Here is a 20,687-nt window from a genome sequence, read left to right on the forward strand (position 1 = left end):
AGGTGCGGAAGCAAGTTCCGCACACAGCCCCTCCCCATGAGCGACTGCATCAAGAAAAGGTACTTAATCTTAACCCAAAATATCCTCCTATGCTTCCAGTGGTTAGGCAGGAATTGGTGAGATATCAAGGCAACAGTGATGAATTATAGGGGTTAGGGGGGAATTTTGACATCCTCCCACCGCGCTCATCGTAGATTATAGCGGGGGATTCCTAAGACTCACGACTTAGGTTTCTGCTTCAATGCACCAGCCTTCCGAGATTTACTCTCTTCCGGTCTTACGGTCGCTCCACAGACTGAAACGGCAAGCCCTGCCGCCAAAATATTAATTGATGCGTTAATATCGCGATCATGGTGAGCATTACAAGAGGGACAATCCCACTCTCGAATATTTAAAGGTAAAGATTCAACGCGATTTAAGCACACAGAGCAAAGTTTGCTACTGGGAAACCACCTGTCAATTAAGACGGCTTTGCGGTCGTACCACTCTGACTTGTATTTGACCTGACGAATTATTTCCGCCCAGTTAGCATCACTGATTACTTGAGCTAATTTGTGATTTTTTACCAGATTTTTTACAGCTAAGTCCTCAAACGCAATCAATTGGTTTTCTTTGACCAGTTTAGTGGTTAGCTTATGGGTAAAATCTCTTCTAGAGTCTTTAATTTTTGCGTGGATTCTGGCAACTTTCAAACGAGCTTTAGAACGGTTGTTGGATCCTTTTTGTTTCCGTGATAAAGCTTTTTGGTATTTAGCTAGTTTTTTCTTGAGTTTTTTAAAATGTTTAGGGTTGGTTATTTGGTCACCGTTACTGGTTGTAATTAGACTGGTAATCCCCAAATCAAAACCAATTTGATTGCTAGTTGGAGGTAGACTCAAATCTCTGTGATCATTAAACCTGATTGAGATATGCCAACGATTAGACGGATCTAAGCTAACTGTAACGGTACTTGGATTACAGTTAGCCGGTAACTGACGACTCCAACGAATAGGCAAAGGTTCTTGGCATTTAGCCAAATAGATCTGGCTATTTCTCCATTTAAATGCGGATTTGGTAAATTCCGCACTACCACCATTGCGTTTTTTCTTGAAGTTTGGATACTTAGTACGACCTGCAAAGAAATTAGTGAAAGCTGTTTGAAGATGTCTTAATCCCTGTTGGAGTGGAACACAACTTACTTCATTCAGAAAAAATAAATCTTCTTCTTTTTTCCAACCTGTTAACATTGAAGAGGTTTCTGTGTAGCTTATTCTTTCTTGACGTTCGTACCACCCTTTGGTTCTAGCATCTAGAGCTTTGTTGTAAACAAGTCTTACACAACCTAGAGTTCTCCTCAACAGAGTTTCCTGCTCAGGTGTAGGATAAAAGCGGTATCGGTAAGCTCTTTCAGTCATACTCACATTTTAAACTATTTTATGTGAGATGTCAACTGGACCCATGGACGCAATTCCTGAGGGTCAGAAGTTACCCCAGCGAGCAATCCCTCGCTGGGGCAGCCTTTATGGTTAGTTGGCTATGCATAAAAGAGGTGCGACCCGTGGCGAATTTAATTCGCCGTCGCGAAAGCGCGCCTCCATGATTAAGGCTGCCTTATTTTAAGGTTTCGTCTCCGGGCTGTGTGCGGAACCTGCGTCCGCACTTTATAGCCCCGTCTCCCGCTAACCCTACGGGTATAACGGGAGTCTCCTTGCTCTTAAGGATGAAGAATCAAAGAAGCAAGGAGTGACATACTCCTAAACCGTCATCTTGGATTGGGTCTAGACTGGCAACCTCACCATTAGCATTCCTAGATCGACACAAACCCAGCGAACCATCAACGAACAGCTGCCCTGATCTGGCTGCGGGGGTGATCTGGAGTTATCAAGTATTGACTTCTATCATAGATTAATAACTCAGCGCTGCATCAAGACAGCGATCGACACCTGCTTCCCTTCTACCTATCCTACCTAGGGGCTACTGGGGGAAGAATTTTCCGGTTTTTAACAACCCATTTAAGGCCGCTTCAGGTGCTAGACACTTTCACCGAAGTGTTTCTACGGCATTAACCAAGTGGCAAAAGATTTGAAACGTCGTGCTTAGGATTGTTCGCGAATCATGCATCTGTTAGAATATCAGGCTAAAGAATTATTCTGTGAGATTGGCATTCCGGTTTTGCCTGCTCAACGCATTGACCATCCTACCGACATCAAGGGATTACAGATTCCCTATCCGGTGGTGCTCAAATCTCAAGTATCTACTTGTGGAGATAGCCCAGCTCGTCGGATCCGGTGTGTAGAGAATACCATCGATGCGATCGCAGCAGCTAGGGCAATTTTCAAACTCCCGATTCTGGGTAAGCATCCTCAAGTACTGCTAGCAGAATCCCGTTACAATGCTGAACAAGAATTTTATCTAGCGGTGTTCCTAGACTACAACTTGGCCCGTCCTGTGCTATTGGGTTCTTCCCAAGGGCGTATGGACACCAAAACCTTGATCAGCGATATGCAAAAGGTTGTGGTCGAGCAAAACTTTTCACCCTTCTATGGGCGGCGTCTTGCCATCAAAATGGGACTTTATGGTAATCTGATTGAGTCAGTGAGTGGGATTATCAATAAAATGTACCAACTTTTTGTCCAAAAAGATTTGGACATAGTGGAAATTAATCCCCTCGGTGTTAGCCCGACTGGTGAACTCATGGCTCTTGATGGCAGGATTGCTATCAACGACAAGGCTCTGAGACGTCATCAGGATTTGATCAACTTGACATCGACCATGGCTGAGAGCGGTTCTTACCAACAGATGCTCACTAACTCAAGCCATAATTTCAATGGTTGTGATCTCAAAGGTCGTGATCTCAAAGGCAACATCGGGATTATATGCAACAGCATGTGTCTAGCTGCAACAACAGTTGATCTGGTATACCAAGCAAAGGGTAAACCAAGACAGTGTCATCTCGTTCCAACGATCAACTCTAACCAATACTGGCCAATAACTCCTGGTGCGATAGAGGAACTGCAAGAGGCTTTACGAAAACTAACGACATCCGAAGGGATTAAAGTGGTCTTAGTGAATATCTTGAGCAATAGGGCTACCAGCAATGCCGCAGCTGAGATGATTGCCAATTATCTACTGTGTCAAAGTTGGGAAACACCTGTACTCAATTCAGAGAACCAGGAGCAAAATTCCACCAGTCATCCCCTTAGCTCCCATCACCAAGACCTGTTATCTAAGGGCAAATCTCCTCGATCAGCCTCTGGGATTGAGAGACCTCACCTTGTGATCCGTTTAGTTGGGACAAATTTTCACTCGATTCAACAGCGTTTGGCTCAGCTCCCCGTATACTTTACAGACAACTTAGATGAGGCAGTAAAGCAAGCTGTATCTCTTGCCAGGAAGGGGTCACGACGTCCTAACCTAGTCATCTAGCTGAGTGCGTCAGTGCTCAGTTACGATTCTTTTGTTCCTTGTCCTTTTTGATTAGCCAGAGTCTTCTGGCAACTAAAAATGATCAATGATCATTGATCATTGACAAACTACAAAAGAATAAGGATCAATCACCAATGAACTTGAGTACCGATAGCAAAGTTTTAGTACAAGGCATTACACAACCTCTAGGTTTGTACTACGCTGCCCGGATGAAAGCCTATGGCACCAATGTCGTAGCTGGAGTTAGTACTGGTCAGGGAGGGCAAACCTTGCATGGCATTCCTGTATTTGATTTAGTAGAGCAGGCTTGCCATCATGTCGAGGCTGTGGACACAACCATTATTTTTGAAGAATCTTACCAGATAAAGGATGTTGCCTTGGAAGCGATAGATGCTGGGATCAGGCAAATTATTCTAGTTACTGGTAGTATTCCTCCCTTGGATATGGTAGAATTACTAGCTATTGCCCAAGCTACTAAAACGATTATTCTTGGTCCGAGCAGTTTTGGGATTATTGTTCCAGGAAACGTTTTGCTAGGGACTCACGAGAGTGAATTTTACAGACCTGGCTCAGTGGGATTAATTACCCGTGGTAGTTATCTGATCTACGAAGTTGCTTTAGGCTTAACTCAAGCTAACCTAGGACAGTCAATCGCTATTAACCTTGGCAGTGAAGCAATTGTTGGTTCTTCATTTAGCCATTGGCTGGAGGTTTTGGAAAAAGATAAAGCTACAAACGTTATTGTCCTAGTTGATCAGACTGGCGGCGGCTACGAAGACGTGGCCGCTGCCGCGTATATAGCCCAGGAAATCCATAAACCAGTGATTTCCTACATTGCGGGACGCTATACACCAGAGACACAACTAATTTGTAACCCTAGTGCTAGGCTATATACTCACCTACCAGAGGCTATGAGTAATATGACTAAAATGTCTACGGCACAGGAAAAAGTGGCAGTATTTAAGCAAGGGAGAATCCCAGTAGCTGAACGCCCTTCCCAAATTCCCATCTTGGTTCAAAAGGCTCTCGACCATTGACAGCAATTGATTCGTCACCCCATCACCCGTTGGTCGGATTTATAGCGCTACGCGCAAGTAAGAACTCAGAACTCAGAACTCAGAAGTAAGCTAGACTCACGTTTGCTGAATTTAGGAGCGATGCCTCAGGTGCGACCCGTGATGGCGAACGCGCCCCGCGTGACCTACGGTCAAGGGATTGCTCGCCATCACGGAAAACGCACCAAAGCCCAACCTGCGGGGATTTCCCCCACTCGCGCAAAGCATGGCTGACAATGTCCTAATTTTAATGGGTAGTGCGAGTGCATCATAGTTTGCTTACTACAAACTGACATCTGGAATGTGGGTTATAACCTGTAACCTACAACCTACGAGCTGTAACTAAAAGCCTACAACTTGTAATATACAACCTATAACCTACAACCTGTAACCTTGTTGAGCCTAGTTTTTTGCAAAGTATCGTTAAGCGGGCTGGAATTTAGTTGAGATTGTTTACTAGAAAACAATCCTTTCGGAATAAATCGATAAAATAAAGGATGTAGGGTTTATGATAAGACCCAACTAATCGTCCTTTTCAACTGACCTAGTTTAAATTTCAATTAATTTATGGAACTTAGTGGCTCATCTGCCAACTCTTCTGACCCTCACCCATATAGATGGGCAGAAGTCTTGGGTACGGTAATTGCGCTGTTGACCTTAACATTACCTTTGTTGATCATCGCTTACTACTCTTCTTCAAATAACTACGTTAATGTTTTGCCACAAACCACCTACTCACCTACGAGATTAGAAGATTGACATACAAGTTTTTTAGATAACCAAAGAAGGATATGTGGGTGCGCTGATTTAAAAACCTTCAATAGCTGAGGTTTAATAGAAAATTCCAGCGTCATGTCCCCTAGGGACTGGCGTAAGGGGGATTCTGTGAAATCTCAGCTTTATAGAAAGTTTGAGTTGAATGGTATACCACTTGCCTTGGCTCCTTGATGATAGTTAACAGCGGACAAGGAAAAGGAGAAAGGGTAATCAGAGGAGATTGGTGTCGTCTCTTTCACCCAGGCTACCTCTTATCAAGCAAAGGGAAGGCAGACAAGGAAAAACCATCAACAATGAACAACAATGAACAATTACCAGTCTCCTTCGCTATAGGCTAGCTTAAGTAGATAGCCTTAACCCATAACCTTTCACTTTTCACTTTAACTAAATCTCTAGCTCAAAAAAACCTTTAATTTAAAGAGAATGAAAAAAATCTAACTAGAAAATAAAAGAATTTGTAAAGTTGCGGAATTTACCGGTTTCTGGATTGAAAATTATGTCATTGTGCGTAAAGATTAATTTCGCCTAACTCCATCTTTGGGCGTATTCCCAAAATGATTTTCATTGCAAAAGGATTCTGGCAACACTTAACCAATTTAGCTTTACTGACTTTGGTTTACCTTGGGCTGGCAAACTTAGTCCATGGATTGATTGCAGGGAATACATTACTACCACCAGTTTGGTCTCCCGCAGGAATTACCCAAGCAACCGTCTTACTACTAAGGGAGTATCTTTGGTGGTTAACCGAACACCAAGGAGTTTTGCCATCGGTTTCTTGGGGAGAATTTTTCTGGACTGTTTCGCCTCAGAGGTTCTGGCCAGTTTCTGGGATAACTGCTTTAGGGTATATCTTGTCAGTATTCCTATCGATAGGATTAGCACGGTTGTGGCAGCTTCGTCCTTCCCTAGAACGGCGACGAGATGTATTGGGGTTCCTAGGCCTGTCGATGCTTGCCACACTGATCGCTCCGACTGTCAGTCTAACTCACTTACACCTGAGTGGTGAATTTGATGGTAGGAATTTCGGCGGGATGTGGTGGCAATGGTGCTTAGGGGACTTAATGGTGGTTTTAGTCGTAGTACCAGTGTTTTTAGTGTGGTGCTACCTAGTGAAGGAATTGAAGGTTGGCAGGTTGTTCGCGTTTGGCCGAAGGCCGACCCTGCGCGAACGGCTTTGCCGAAAGCGTGGCCAATTGGCCAAGGTTGAGAAAATTGAAGAGTCAACCCAAACTAACCTGCAACTGTCTAACCAACAACCGTTAACCCCTCAAGCAAGCATAACGATAAAACAATTTATTTTGGCAGCTATCTGGCTGATTTCACTTTTGACAGTCAGTTGGGGAGTGTTTGGGTCGGACATTGGGCCAAAAATGGCAACCTATCCCCTCGCCTGGTTGCCATTTCCCTGGCTGATTTGGGCTGCCCTCCAATTTGGTCAACCCCTGACCACCCTAGGCTGCTTGATGGTATCGAGCATTGCTATTGTAGGAACCAGTTTGGGTACCGGACCGTTTTTTGCCAGCACCGGGGACTTGAGCAAAGCAGTTCCTCTGCTACAGGTTTTTATGATACTGATGGCAACAATCGCTTTATTGTTGGCAGCAACTACATCAGAACTAAACGCAGGGGCAGAATTGTTGCGCTTAAGCGAAGCCAAATACCGCAGCATCTTTGAGAATGCTATGGAAGGCATTTGTCAGACCACACCTGACGGACACTATATCAGTGCTAACCCGGCACTAGCGAGAATATATGGCTATCAATCATCGGCAGAACTCGTAGCAAGTGTCACCGATATTGCCCACCAACTTTATGTTGATCCTCAACGACGGGCAGATTTGCTTCTACAGCTACAGGAACATGGTGTTGTTTCAGGGTTTGAAGCACAGATTTATCAAAAAGATGGTACTATAATCTGGATCTCCAAGAATGTGCGGGCGATCCATGATAGTAGTAACTTTCTACTCTACTACGAAGCTACAGTTGAGGATATCACAGAGCGTAAGCAAGCTCAAGAGGCACTCCGTCAGCAGAATGAACAGCTGGAACATCAATTTCAAGAGCGAACAGCTACCCTGAGGCAGCTCAATCGACAATTAATCGCGGAGGTTCTTGAACACAAGCGCATTGAGGATGCGCTTAGGGAGAGTGAGGAACGGTTTGCTCTGGCTATTCAAGCCAACACCAACGGACTCTTTGAAATCAACCTGAAAACCTATGATCATTACTACTCGCCCCAATTTCTCAGCCTGATTGGCTACCCATTGGATCAAGATAGACCGACCATTAATGAATTACTGGCACTGATTCATCTTGAGGATATTGATGAGGTGAAAGCCATCCTAGATAACCTATTGGCTGGACGAAGTTCTCAGCGATGCAGCGCGGTCTTGGGGGAAACCCCCATGAGCGACTGCATCAAGAAGTGGAAACAAAAGTTTCGTCTGCTGCGCACAGATGGCTCAATTTCCTGGATTCTCTCGACTGGTCTGGTGATCAAAGATGATAACGGTGAAGTGGTTCGTCTAGTTGGTACCTTTACTGACATTACTGATAGCCACAGAGTTAAAGCTTTGTTAGCTGGACAAAATCGTATCCTGGAAATGATTACCCAGTGGGAGAAGCTGCCAGATGTACTAGACCGACTGGCTCGGTTGATTGAGGAGCAATTGCCCAAGATTAGGTGTGCCTTCTTCCTGGTGGATAAAAATGGGGTTAATCTGCGTCATAGTGCCGCTCCCAGCCTTCCCGAATCCTACATTCAGGCGATTGATGGTATGGTTATTGGTCCATATATCGGTTGCTGTGGCACTGCCGCCTATTGGCGAGAACCGGTGATGGTTAAGGATATTGCTACTCATCCCCTGTGTGGAAATATAAAGGATGTTGCACTCTCCCACAATCTCAGAGGGTGTTGGTCTATCCCCATTTTGTCCACTCAAGGGACGGTGCTAGGCACCTTTTCAACCTATTACACTGAACCTCATACCCCAAACCGCGAAGAGCAAGAACTGGCGGATAAAGCCACCCAACTCGCTAGAATTGCCATTGAGCGTTCTGTGGTACAGGAGGATGTACTCCGTACAAATGCCATGCTCAAAGCGCAACAAGAAGCTGCCATTGATGGAATTTTAGTGGTTGATGAAAATTTTCGGGTGGTTTCCTACAACCAGCATTTCTGTGAGTTGTGGCAGACTCCAGAACAGTTGTTTCAAGCCAATGATATTAAAGAATTGCTCAAGCAGCTGAGTTCTCAACTGAAGCATCCCGAAGAATTTCTGGCTCAGGTGGACTATCTCCAGACTCATCCCAAAACAACGCACTACGATGAACTTGTAACCAAGGATGAGCGTATTTTTGACTTTTATTCAGCACCAGTCCTTACGAGTGGTGGGGATTACTATGGTAGAATCTTCTGCAACCGAGATATCACTGAACGCAAGCTATCAGAGGCAAAACTACGGCAGGCGGAACAGAAGTATCGAAAGTTAGTTGAGTCAGCTGGTGATGCGATTCTGATGGCAGATGCGGAAACCGGAATCATCCTGGAAGCCAATCAGATGGCAGAACAGATGCTGGGTCGTGGCAGAGATGAAATTATTGGGTTGCATCATAGTCAGATTATTCCACCAGAACGATTCAAAGCCTACGCCCAAATTTTCCAGCAACATGTGGAGGCAGGGGGTGTATTTCAAGAAGAACTGGAATTATTGCATCAAGTTGGTACAACCGTTCCTGTAGAAGTTAGTGCGACTACTTTAGAGCTGCAAGGGAAGAGAGTTGTCCAGGGGATTTTTCGAGACATTAGCGATCGCAAACAGGCAGAACAGGCCTTGAAGCAGGCTAAAGTTGACGCGGAAGTAGCCAATCGGGCTAAGAGTGAATTTTTAGCCAACATGAGTCATGAATTACGTACCCCCCTTAACGGCATTTTAGGTTATGCCCAAATCCTCCAAGAGGAACCACAACTGAGCGCTACGCACAAAGAGCAGCTCAGTATTATTCAGCAAAGTGGTCAGCATCTGTTAACCCTACTCAATGACATCCTGGATCTATCAAAAATCGAAGCCAGAAAAATGGAACTGGATGTCAGAGATTTTCAGTTTCCCAAGTTTCTGGAAGGTATTGTGGAAATTGTGGTGATCAGTGCTAAACAAAAAAACATTTCATTCCGTTACGAATTCCTTTCACCCCTGCCTGAATTTGTCAAGGGTGATGAAATAAGATTGCGACAAGTTCTAATGAACCTTTTGGGAAATGCTGTCAAATTTACAGATACTGGTGAGGTAACGTTTAAAGTTGGTTATTTGGGGTGTTCAGAGTTGAGCGTTGATCGGTTTAACCTTCTACCCTACGGTAATGCCAAAGGCGAACAACCTAAAAACCTTGGCCAATTGGCCGTAGGCCACGCTGCGCGAACGGCCACGCTACGGGAACAAGCTTTAACCGAAAAGCAAGGTACTAAAAAAATGCGGTTTGTGATAGCAGACACTGGCATTGGTATCCCACCAAAACAACTAGCAGAAATATTTTTGCCATTCCATCAAGTGGGCAATACTGACCGTCAGGTTAATGGTACAGGCTTAGGATTATCGATTAGTAAACGTTTAGCGGAATTAATGGGTAGTGAATTAAAGGTGAAAAGCACTGTCGGTCAAGGTAGTATTTTTTGGCTGGATTTAGATTTACCAGAAGTTTCCGAAGAACAACAAGGAGGACAAGGAATTGTAGAATCCACTAAGGGAGATAAAGCTGAAGATGTTATGCCTGTAGCGCCATCGCAAGAGAAAATTTCTGTTCTGTATGAACTCGCAATTATGGGTGATATTCGAGGCATCCAAGAGGAAGCTAATTTGATTGAACAGTTGGATGATAAATTCATTCCATTTTCTCAAAAGTTGCGTCAATTATCAAAAGGTTTTCAAGAACGACAAATATTGGAATTTGTTGGGAAGTACATGGAGAAAAAAGACCACGAAGCTCCTCGAAAATAAAGCGATGCAGCGAGGTAGCGCGGTCTTGGGAGTCCCCCCCCATGAGCGACTACCGGTGCGGTCTTGGGGGTTTACCCCATGAGCGACTGCATCAAGAAAAGGATTTAATAACCCCAGATAAAGTGATTAAAAAATAAAGTCTATATCTTTAAAAACAATCGCGATTTAAATGACTAGTTAACCCAGGAATAAGTTATTATAGTTTTTAAGGTTTATTTTTAAATAGCACTATTTTATTGTCAGATAATATCCGAGTAGTTTGGCTCTTATTAATTAGCCATTGATTAGCGACAAACCCCAATAACGAGTTCATGTGATTATGAATATTTCCTCAGTAACTCAAACTAATCATCATTCCTCTTCCAGGACAATCCCCCTAACTGAGAACTATAACAAAATTGGCTATAAAGGTGTAATTGTTCTTGTTGATGATAGTCCGACTAATTTAGGGGTGATGTTTGAGTTGTTGAGCAATTCTGGCTTCAAAGTCTTAGTCGCTCAAGATGGCTATAGTGCGCTCCAGAAAGTCAACTATGCTCAACCGGATCTAATCTTACTGGATATTATGATGCCCGGAATTGATGGGTTTGAAACTTGCCGTCGCTTGAAAGCTCAAGAGTCAACTAGAGACATCCCAGTTATTTTTATGACCGCTCGTACTGATACTCTCGACAAAGTTAAAGGTTTCAGGCTCGGTGCAGTAGATTATCTCACTAAACCAGTGCAGCACGAAGAAGTAAGGGCGAGAGTAAACACTCACTTGAAACTCGGGCGTTTACAAAAGCAACTACAAGCACAAAATTTTCAGCTGCAACAGGAAATTAAGCAGAAACAAGAAGCTGAACATAAATATCGCAGTATCTTTGAAAATGCCACCGAAGGCATTTTTCAAGTTACACCAGAAGGACAATTTATTACCGCTAATCCAGCACTCGCAAGTATTTTGGGCTATCAGTCGCCAGAACAACTGATTAATCAAGTCACGGATATTGGGAAACAACTCTACCTCGTACCGATGCGTCGTGACGATATATTAGCCCTAATCCACAAACAAGAAACCTTATCAGAGGTTGAGTCCGAGGTTTATCGGAAAGATGGTATGGTAATTTGGATTTCGGAAAATATACGAGCAGTCAGAGACAATTGTGGTGATTTGCTCTACTACGAAGGCACAGTTAGCGACATTACAGAGCGCAAAAAAGCTGAAGATGAACTTCGTCGTGCCCAAAGCGAAGCTGATCTTTTGCTGCTTAATATCTTGCCCGAACCGGTTGCAGAACAGTTAAAAAAAGGAGAACGTACTCTAGCAGAAAGTTTTGAAGATGTAACTGTTTTGTTTGCTGATTTAGTTGACTTTACTAAACTCTCAACCCAAACCTCTCCCACCGAACTGGTCGAAATTCTCAATGTAATTTTCTCAGAGTTTGACCAACTAGCTGAGGAGCATGGTGTCGAAAAAATTAAGACGATTGGTGATGCTTATATGGCTGTTGCCGGTCTGCCAAAACCCTGCAAGTATCATGCGGATGCGATCGCTAAAATGGCATTGGATATGCAAAAGTTAATTGCGCAATACAATGCTCAAACGAATCACAATTTCCGTCTCAGGATTGGCATCAACAGTGGACCAGTTGTGGCTGGGGTAATTGGAATCAAAAAATTCAGCTATGATTTGTGGGGTGATACCGTAAATATGGCTAGCCGTATGGAATCTCAGGGTATACCAGGTGGCATTCAGGTTACAGTTACTACCTATGAGAAATTAAAAGATAAGTACCGGTTTGAGCAACGGGAACCGTTTGAAGTCAAAGGCAAAGGGAAAATGACTACTTATCTGCTCACAGGTTCTAAGGTAATGGGTAATTGACCTAACTATAAGTTGACTTGACCCTTGACGGATTTCTTTAGTTCAGCCTTTAGTTGAGCAGTTCACTAACACCGTAAATTAAACTAACCCATGGAAAAATAACCCAGATTGAGCAACCTGTGCTACTATCTGGGAAAATCCTCCTAGCTAAGATCACCAATGGGTAAGGTTCTGGTGTTAAACGCCTCCTATGAGCCGCTCAACATCACCAACTGGCGACGGGCAGTTGTCTTGTTGATCAAGGGTAAGGCAGAGCGTATCGAACATAACGGCAAATACGTTTACGCAGATTTTCCACTGCCTACAGTGATTAGACTGCGCCATTACGTCCGGGTACCCTACAAAGATATTCCCCTTACCCGTCGTAACATCCTGCACCGTGATGGTCACTCTTGTCAATACTGCGGTTACATTGGCGATGACTTAACGTTAGATCATGTAATTCCTCGTTCTCGCCATGGAGGTGAGTCCTGGGAAAATATTGTTACAGCTTGCGTGCGCTGCAACGTCAAAAAAGGGAATCGCACCCCTAAAGAAGCCAACATGATGTTGCGAACCCAACCCCGGAGACCTTATAGTAGTCTCCACTTTGAAATTGCTAAACACTTAAAAACTGGACGGCATCAGGAGTGGCGGAAGTATGTGATTGGTGCCTAGTCTGCTAACTCATGCCACGACTAATGAAGCCAAAAGGGGGTTGACCAATGGCTAATGACTAATGGCCATTGGCTAATCACCAATGGCTAAGGACTGATGACTAAATAACTAATGACTAACAATTTACTTAACAGTGGTGCATCTAGCTTAAATTCAGAACAGGTTGATGCTAAAGCGCAACCGTCATCTACTCAAGATGTAAATTCTTCCGTGGGAAATTCCCAAACAAAAAGGCGGCAGTCGGCTACATCAGGTTCAAAAGTACATTCAAAAGTACAACAGTTGCAGGAGACTCTAGAGCGTCATCAACATGAGCGGCAACTGATCATCCTACAAGATTTCCCTGACCCAGATGCTCTTTCTAGCGCTTGGGCTTACCAGCTGATTGCCGAGCAGTATAATATCCCATGCGATATTGTGTATGCTGGTACCCTCTCTCACCAGGAAAACATTGCCCTGGTTAAGTTGACTGGTTTACCAACCAAACGCTGGAGTGTGGAGAGCACAAAAAATCAAGATTTATCGGTGTATCAGGGCTACGTACTGATTGACAATCAGGGTACAACCACCCAGCTATTACCGATTGTTACCGAGGCGAATATTCCTCTAATTGCCATCTTTGATCATCACACTAGTCAAGGGGAGTTGAAAGCAGAATTTATTGACCTTCGTCCTCAAGCAAGAGCCACCGCGACGCTATTAACCCATTACCTTCAGGCTGGGTTACTACAGCTCGATAGTAGCATTAGTGAACATATCAAATGTGCGACAGCGTTGATGCATGGTCTGCGCTCTGATACTAATATCCTGATGCAGGCTCAGGAAGAGGATTTCTTGGCAGCTGGATATCTCAGCCGCTTCTACGACACTCAACTGCTTAACGCTATACTCAAGACATCCCGATCTCGTCGAGTCATGGATGTTATTGAGCGATCGCTTAAATATCGCATTGTCCAAGATAACTTCTCTATGGCTGGTGTCGGCTATCTTCGCTATGAAGACCGGGATGCTATTCCCCAAGCTGCTGACTTTTTAGTTACTGAAGAAAATGTTCACACTGCTGTGGTTTACGGGATTGTTTACGATGAAGACCAAGAATTAGAAGTGGTGATTGGTTCCTTGAGAACCAATAAGTTAACCCTCGACCCTGATGAATTTATCAAAGAAGCTTTCGGTCAAGACAGTCATGGGCGTTTCTTTGGTGGTGGACGCATGATGGCTGGTGGCTTTGAAATTCCGACGGGATTCTTGAGTAGTTTTAATGACAAATCGGAGTATGCCAAGCTCAAGTGGGAAGTGTTTGATACCCAAGTCAAGCAAAAACTACTGCGGTTAGTTAATCCCCAGGATACGGTTATCTAAAGTGACTAATACCAACTAATGAACTCAGGAGTGTTTTCAGTGAGCGCGATCGCATTTTAAGCTACTTTCAACAATCAGCCCATGGAACTCTACTTAATTCGCCACGGTATTGCTGCTGAGCGAGGTACCTACAAAAACGATCAAGAGCGGCCACTGACCAAAATTGGCCATGAAAAAACTAGTAAAGTAGCAAAGGAGCTCCAGAAACGAGGGCTACATTTTGACCTAATCTTGACTAGTCCATTGGTCAGAGCTAAGGAAACCGCTGCCATCCTCCAAGATGTTGGTTTAGGCTCATTGGTTGAAGAGTCGGAGAGCCTCGCTCCTGAGGGTGACATTCACCAATGGCTCAGCTGGCTACAGCAGAGGTGGCGAAAGACTAATGCTCAAAGACGTTTAGCTCTAGTTGGCCATCAACCTGATTTAGCTAATTGGGCGGAAATGTTGGTGTGGGGAGTATCCAATCAAAAACTAGTGCTAAAAAAAGCTGGAGTAATTGGGTTAAAGCTTCCGTTAACTGGCAAGCCCTTCGGTCGCAGTGAGCTATTCTTGCTGACCTCACCCAAATGGTTACTATAGCAATCTTTCAGGGTTTATCGGGTTCGGAATCTCCCCCCATTCATGGGTCAGAAAAGTGAAAGAGTGCTATAATATAGTCATTACAATAAACAGTAATAATCTTTGTAGCACGGAAGACTTAAGCACTAATCTCTGGTAAGTTACCCTGAGATGACTGAAGATTCTGTAGGTAATAACATGATAGCTTGCGAGTACCAGCCAGGTTTAGAAGGCATTCCAGCAGCTCAATCCAGTATCAGCTACGTTGATGGGCAGAAGGGAATACTAGAGTATCGTGGCATTAGGATCGAAGAACTCGCATCAAAAAGTACTTTCCTAGAAGCCGCCTATCTACTCATTTGGGGTGAGCTCCCTAGTAAGAACGAACTTTATGAATTCCAGGAGGAAGTCCGCCTCCACCGAAGGATAAAGTACAGCATCCGGGACATGATGAAATGTTTTCCAGAAACAGGTCATCCCATGGATGCTTTACAAGCCTCTGCTGCTGCTTTGGGTCTGTTTTACTCCAAACGGGCTCTAGACAATCCAAAATACATTCGGGAAGCCGTGGTTCGCCTGTTGGCTAAGATACCCACTATGGTAGCAGCATTTAAACAGATGCGCAAAGGGGACGATCCAGTACGCCCTCGGGATGATCTTAGCTATGCTGCTAACTTTCTGTATATGCTCAATGAGCAAGAGCCTACTCCTCTAGAAGCTCATGTCTTTGATGTTTGCCTGACCCTCCATGCCGAACATACTATCAATGCCTCTACGTTTTCGGCTCTGGTGACTGCTTCTACTCTTACTGACCCTTATGCAGTAGTGGCATCAGCGGTGGGAACTCTAGCTGGTCCGTTACACGGAGGGGCGAATGAAGAAGTGATTACCATGTTGGAAACTATCGGCTCAGTGGACAATGTCCACCCTTACTTGGAGGAGCGCTTGCAGCGCAAAGAACGAATTATGGGTTGCGGTCACCGAGTCTATAAGGTAAAAGACCCGCGAGCAACGATACTTCAGAACTTAGCGGAACAACTGTTTAAGGAATCTGGCACAGACAAGTACTACGAGATTGCTTTGGAGTTGGAGAAAGCAGTGGAAGAAAAACTGGGTCATAAGGGGATTTATCCCAATGTGGATTTCTATTCCGGCTTAGTTTACCGGAAGCTGGGTATTCCCAGTGACTTGTTTACACCAGTGTTTGCGATCGCACGGGTTGCGGGTTGGCTAGCTCACTGGAAGGAACAGCTAGCAGTCAATCGAATTTTTAGACCTACTCAAGTCTACACTGGCACTCACGATTCTCCCTATATTCCTATCGAAGCTCGTTAGTCATTAGTCATTAGTCATTAGTTATTGGTCATTGGTCATTGGTGATTTGGGCGTTGGTGATTCTTGAGGTTTGTCCACAAAGCTGGGAGCTAGCGCATATGCCCAGGAAAATAAGAATTACCAATGACCAATTACCAATCAACTAATGAAATTTCGGTTAAGAAAGAAATTCAAGAAATTTATAACTTGGATATTAATAGGAGTGGTAGTTCTGGTAGGATTTAACATTATCATTCCTGCCCCTCGCCATACCCCAAAAATCACCAATAAAATTCAAGGAATTTGGGTAACTCATGTCGGTAACAACTTTCTATCCTATATAGGACAAACTGACAATGTATTTCACGAGTTATCTGCTAAAAATTTTAATCGAATTTACCTTGATGTTTATAATGGTGGAACTACCTATCCTAGTAACTATTCCCTCAAAAATAACCGGATTACTTTACCCTTTACCGACCCCCTAAAAGCCGCTATCAAAGAAGGTGAACGACAAGGATTAAAAATCTATGCTTGGTATGAACATGGCATGATGCTTCACCTTAATTCAAAATTTGCTAAACAGCATCCCAATTGGCTCCTGAAGACGTCAACAGGAAAAAAAGCTATCGATCAACATCTGTGGCTAAATCCAAACCACCCAGATGTTCAACAGTACTTCATTAATTTATTTACTGAAGTGGCAAAGAACTATCCCAACCTCTATGGCATTCAACTAGACGATCATTGGGGCATTCCAACTCAGTTTGGAAATCACGCTAGAGTGATGACAGAATTAACCCGTAAAATTCACCAAGCTGTTAAAAAAATTAACCCTAACTTAATTATATCTCTTTCTCCCAATTCCCCAAGTTTTTCCTACAGAAAATACTCTCAAAATTGGTTGTATTGGGTACGCCAAGGCTTGATCGATGAAGTGATCGTCCAAATTTATCGCAAGACCAGCCAAGACGTAATCAATACTCTCAAATCGTCTGGTTTACGAGAAGCTAGTTATTACGTTCCGGTAGCCGTAGGTATCTACAGTGGAGAATTCTATCGCCCTAAGCCCATAAATGAACTCAACAAGCAGATAAAAATAGCCCAAAACTCTGGTTATGGTTATTCTCTTTTTTGTTGGGAATCTACCTATAGTCCCTTTCGTCATCTAAAACCAGAGCACAAAGAAGCGTTTGTTAACACTTACTTGGGTATAAAGAAACTTTTTTTTAATCTTATAAGGTTTCTGAAACTATTAGTTTAAGTAGTTAGCTATAGCAAAGGGAATAGGGAACAAGGAATAGAGAATAGGTTATAAGGAAAAAAAATTTCTGTACCTCATAGCTATCAGAAACACTATAGATGAGGCGAAACTATTTACTTAATTTACCTGTTTTAACCCATTTATCACTTTTATCCTCTTACCTTGTCTATAGATAAATCCTCAAAACCAATTAAATTTTAAATTTAGTAAACTTTTATTAAGTTTAATTAAGGCATGCCCTACCATGAAGCAAAACCTAATTGAAGGGAAGGTGAGCTCCCAGCTAACCCGACTAACGATACCGATGATTTGGGGAGTATTTGCAGTTATTGCTTTCAACCTAATTGACACCTATTTTGTCGGACAACTGGGAACCAAACACCTAGCAGCTATGAGTTTCACCTTTCCCGTGGTGATGACTTTAGGTAGTTTAGCGATGGGGTTGGGGGTGGGAGCATCCTCTGTGATTGCCCGTGCCATTGGAGAAGGGGATCTCCAGAAAGTGCGACGACTGACAACAGATAGCCTAACCCTGTCTCTGCTATTAGTAGCACTGTTCACGTTGCTGGGATTAGCAACTATCGATCCCCTATTTACCGCCTTAGGAGCTGATGCCGATGTGCTACCACTGATTCGTAGTTACATGCAGATTTGGTACTGGGGAATGATTTGTCTGGTTATCCCCATGGTGGGTAACAATGCTATCCGTGCTTCCGGCAATACTGCTATTCCCAGCGTGATTATGACCGTTGCTGCATTCGTCAATATTGCCCTCGATCCAGTATTAATTCTGGGACTGGGAGGATTTCCTCGATTAGAACTGGCAGGGGCAGCGATCGCAACAGTAATTTCCCGCGCCACCACCCTAGTTGTAGCCTTGTGGTTTCTGAACAATCGGCTGCAGATGCTTTGCTTCAACCTGCCCAAGCTGAGAGTAATTTTAGAATCCTGGAAAAAAATTCTCTATGTGGGTTTGCCTGCTGCTGGAACCAGCATGGTATTTCCGATATCTATTGGTGTGATCACTGGGTTACTAGCCAGTTACGGAACTATAGCAGTCGCAGGTTTTGGTATTGCATCACGAGTAGAATCCTTTAGCCAGATTGTCCTAATTGCAATCTCTGCCAGTATTGGACCATTTGTAGGGCAAAACTGGGGGGCGAAAAAGTACCTCCGTGTCCATCAAGCCTTGCGTCTAAGTTTCCTATTTTGTTTATTTTGGGGAGTGCTAGTAACAGTGATTCTTGCTGCCACAGCTCCTTGGTTAGCCTCCCTGTTTAACAGCAACCCAGAAGTAATAAAAATTACCGCCACCTACCTACTTATTGTCCCGATTAGCTATGCCGGAGCAGGCGTGATTCTAGTTGCTAGTTCCGCCTTTAATGCCTTAGGTAAACCGCTACCATCAGTGGTGATGATGGTGACTCGGATGCTGGTGCTTTACATACCACTGGCCTATCTAGGCAGTCAGCTATTTGGGGTGAATGGTATTTTTGCCGCTGCCTGTATTTCTAATGTAGCTGTTGGCTTGGGGGCATATATCTGGAATCATAAAACTTGTGATATCAAAACTGTTTCAGCGTTAGAGAAAAATTCAGTGTCTGCTGGTATGGGTTAGCTTTGAGGTTAGCTATCAGCTATCAGCTATCAGCTTTCAGCTTTCAGCCATTCGCGTAGCGTGGCCAACGGCCAAGGCTGACCGCTGACCACTGACGGCTGACAGCTGTTAGCGTAGCGTGGGTGGAACAGGCTTCTAGCCTGTGATAAGTGCCCATAGGCTTACCTTCTGATTTCACTGCTTCCAGCTCCAAAGCTCCCTAAAAACATGTACCTTACCTAATTTAAAAGCGCTATATAAAACAATAGTGTTCGGCAGGTTGCAAAACCTTGTGGATGTGAATATAAATGATTAATTCCTAATCTTTTTACCCGATATAAACTATGATAGTCACTCAATAATATTACCAATAAAAACGTTAACTACTAGTAACTTAAATCCATAAAACTAGTATTTGTAAATAAATGTAAATATTTTTAATTACCCCTTGCATTTTTTCGAGGATTTATCTATACTATAGAAGGTAAAAACCGATACTAATAACCGCGCTGAGTATGCCAGTTAATCATGACCAGCGCGGCTTTCCTCCCAACCAAGTAGGAGTTACTTCTATGATGCAAAAAAAAATCACGATCATCAATCCCGGTTTTTCAGCAAGTCACCGGCTCTCCCTTGGCAATACTGAATTCTGACCTCGAAGACTGTAAGCATTCAGCTTATGGGCTATGGGCACGCTAGTCGATTAAGCTTTTCTCCAGGATTTGGGTATATTATGGGAATTATGCCGTTTTTTCGGGCTATTGCTTCACTATAAACCTTTTTTTTCTATAATGGAATAGCACTGCCACTGGCGAGGGGATTGGCCAAAATACCGCCGGAAATCTCGACTAAACTGAGATGGGCTAGAGTAACCCACTTGATATGCGGCCTCAGCAACTGTAGAGCCACTCACAATAAGCCTGGATGCATCATTGAGGCGATGAAGCTTAATAAACTGAATAGGGGAATAAGTCGTGATTTCCTTGAACTTGCGGTGAAACGCTGCGCGGCTCATGCCTGCTTCCTTGGCCAACTCGTCAATCGAGATAGCTTCATGAAGATTGGCTCTCAGGAAGGTCAAGGCCCGCGATATTTTCTGCATTCCTCCACCAAATGCTTGGTAAACCGAGCACCCAGCCTCGCCTCGAAGAACGGCAAACATCAGTTCTTTAAGCCTACCGTTGCCGAGTATATTGAGGGCAATAGGATCATCTAGCAATTCCAGGATGCGCTGAAGTGCCTTCGTAAATTCGTTATCCCATTTGGCCACAGTTAGCCCAGGTACTATTTCGGTACTGGAGGTGCTGGAACTGTCTATAGCTGCCATGTCAATAACAGTTTCAAACATTGTGGGAGTCTCAATGCCCAACCAAAGACCAAGTAGGGGTTTTTCCGGTGATGCCTCGATCACCTCTGCCTCTACAGGAAGAGGCAGCGTACAGCACAAGTATTGGTTCTGATCATAGATTTGCGTTGTGCCGTTCAAATATGCTCGTTTCCTACCCTGGACAATGGCGCAAATGCCAGGTTCGTATACCCCTGGCAATCGTTCCACAAGGTGACTCGTTCTAAACAGTTGTAATCCCTCAATAGGGGTATCGTTTACGCCCTCGGAACTTGCGTGACGATTAATAAGATGGACAATCTTACACATATTCATGAATCTAGGATGACTTATTTTGACTATCTTGATCCTTCTCTGAGATAAATAGGCAAAAAAATGAGAGGAATAGGCTTGTTTTAGAAGATTCCAAGGGATTAATCTGCAAGTAGACGCAGAGCGCTTGGGGCACATTCTAAGGTCATAAATGCTCTGTGAGAAGTCCTGAAAATCGTG

The 20,687-nt window shown here is 43.8% G+C and carries 13 protein-coding genes; 11 read left to right on the top strand and 2 right to left on the bottom strand.

The window, feature by feature from the left end; all coding sequences use genetic code 11:
- Positions 1–218 precede the first annotated feature (218 nt).
- Positions 219–1,394: an RNA-guided endonuclease InsQ/TnpB family protein gene (locus AC4II3_RS11650; RefSeq protein ID WP_488007222.1), complete on the bottom strand. Its 1,176-nt coding sequence runs from the start codon at positions 1,392–1,394 to the stop codon at positions 219–221.
- Between the two features lie 700 nt (positions 1,395–2,094).
- On the opposite strand from AC4II3_RS11650, the gene AC4II3_RS11655 reads away from it, so the two are divergent.
- The 11 genes from AC4II3_RS11655 (at position 2,095) to AC4II3_RS11705 (ending at position 18,871) form a co-directional block, all read left to right on the top strand.
- The gene (locus tag AC4II3_RS11655; protein ID WP_488007220.1) at positions 2,095–3,405 is read left to right on the top strand and encodes an ATP-grasp domain-containing protein; all 1,311 of its coding nucleotides are present in this window, start codon (positions 2,095–2,097) and stop codon (positions 3,403–3,405) included.
- Between the two features lie 134 nt (positions 3,406–3,539).
- A complete protein-coding gene (locus AC4II3_RS11660) occupies positions 3,540–4,442 on the top strand; it encodes a succinate--CoA ligase subunit alpha (RefSeq protein WP_488007218.1) in 903 nt (300 codons plus the stop codon).
- Positions 4,443–5,027: 585 nt separating this feature from the next.
- Positions 5,028–5,219, top strand: coding sequence for a TLTLP motif-containing protein (locus tag AC4II3_RS11665; protein WP_075903554.1), 192 nt, complete (start codon positions 5,028–5,030; stop codon positions 5,217–5,219).
- A 572-nt stretch (positions 5,220–5,791) separates the two neighbouring features.
- A complete protein-coding gene (locus AC4II3_RS11670; protein ID WP_488007216.1) occupies positions 5,792–10,231 on the top strand; it encodes a PAS domain S-box protein in 4,440 nt (1,479 codons plus the stop codon).
- A gap of 319 nt (positions 10,232–10,550) precedes the next feature.
- On the top strand, positions 10,551–12,098 hold the full coding sequence (locus AC4II3_RS11675) for an adenylate/guanylate cyclase domain-containing protein (RefSeq protein WP_488007214.1): 1,548 nt from the start codon (positions 10,551–10,553) through the stop codon (positions 12,096–12,098).
- Between the two features lie 159 nt (positions 12,099–12,257).
- Positions 12,258–12,755 carry an HNH endonuclease gene (locus AC4II3_RS11680; RefSeq protein ID WP_488007212.1) on the top strand — a complete coding sequence of 166 codons (498 nt, stop codon included), beginning with the start codon at positions 12,258–12,260 and terminating at the stop codon, positions 12,753–12,755.
- A 111-nt stretch (positions 12,756–12,866) separates the two neighbouring features.
- Positions 12,867–14,117, top strand: a complete 1,251-nt coding sequence (locus AC4II3_RS11685; RefSeq protein WP_488007210.1) for a DHH family phosphoesterase — start codon at positions 12,867–12,869, stop codon at positions 14,115–14,117.
- Positions 14,118–14,198: 81 nt separating this feature from the next.
- On the top strand, positions 14,199–14,696 hold the full coding sequence (gene sixA / locus AC4II3_RS11690) for a phosphohistidine phosphatase SixA (protein ID WP_488007208.1): 498 nt from the start codon (positions 14,199–14,201) through the stop codon (positions 14,694–14,696).
- A gap of 177 nt (positions 14,697–14,873) precedes the next feature.
- A complete protein-coding gene (locus AC4II3_RS11695) occupies positions 14,874–16,010 on the top strand; it encodes a citrate synthase (protein WP_488007236.1) in 1,137 nt (378 codons plus the stop codon).
- 145 nt (positions 16,011–16,155) lie between these two features.
- Positions 16,156–17,253, top strand: a complete 1,098-nt coding sequence (locus AC4II3_RS11700) for a glycoside hydrolase family 10-like protein (protein ID WP_490722816.1) — start codon at positions 16,156–16,158, stop codon at positions 17,251–17,253.
- Positions 17,254–17,497: 244 nt separating this feature from the next.
- Entirely contained in the window at positions 17,498–18,871 is a 1,374-nt protein-coding gene (locus AC4II3_RS11705) for an MATE family efflux transporter (protein WP_488007204.1), read from the top strand.
- Between the two features lie 748 nt (positions 18,872–19,619).
- On the opposite strand, the gene AC4II3_RS11710 is transcribed toward AC4II3_RS11705, so the two are convergent.
- Positions 19,620–20,510 carry an AraC family transcriptional regulator gene (locus tag AC4II3_RS11710; protein ID WP_488029294.1) on the bottom strand — a complete coding sequence of 297 codons (891 nt, stop codon included), beginning with the start codon at positions 20,508–20,510 and terminating at the stop codon, positions 19,620–19,622.
- Positions 20,511–20,687: the final 177 nt, after the last annotated feature.

Source organism: Moorena sp., assembly GCF_982860115.1.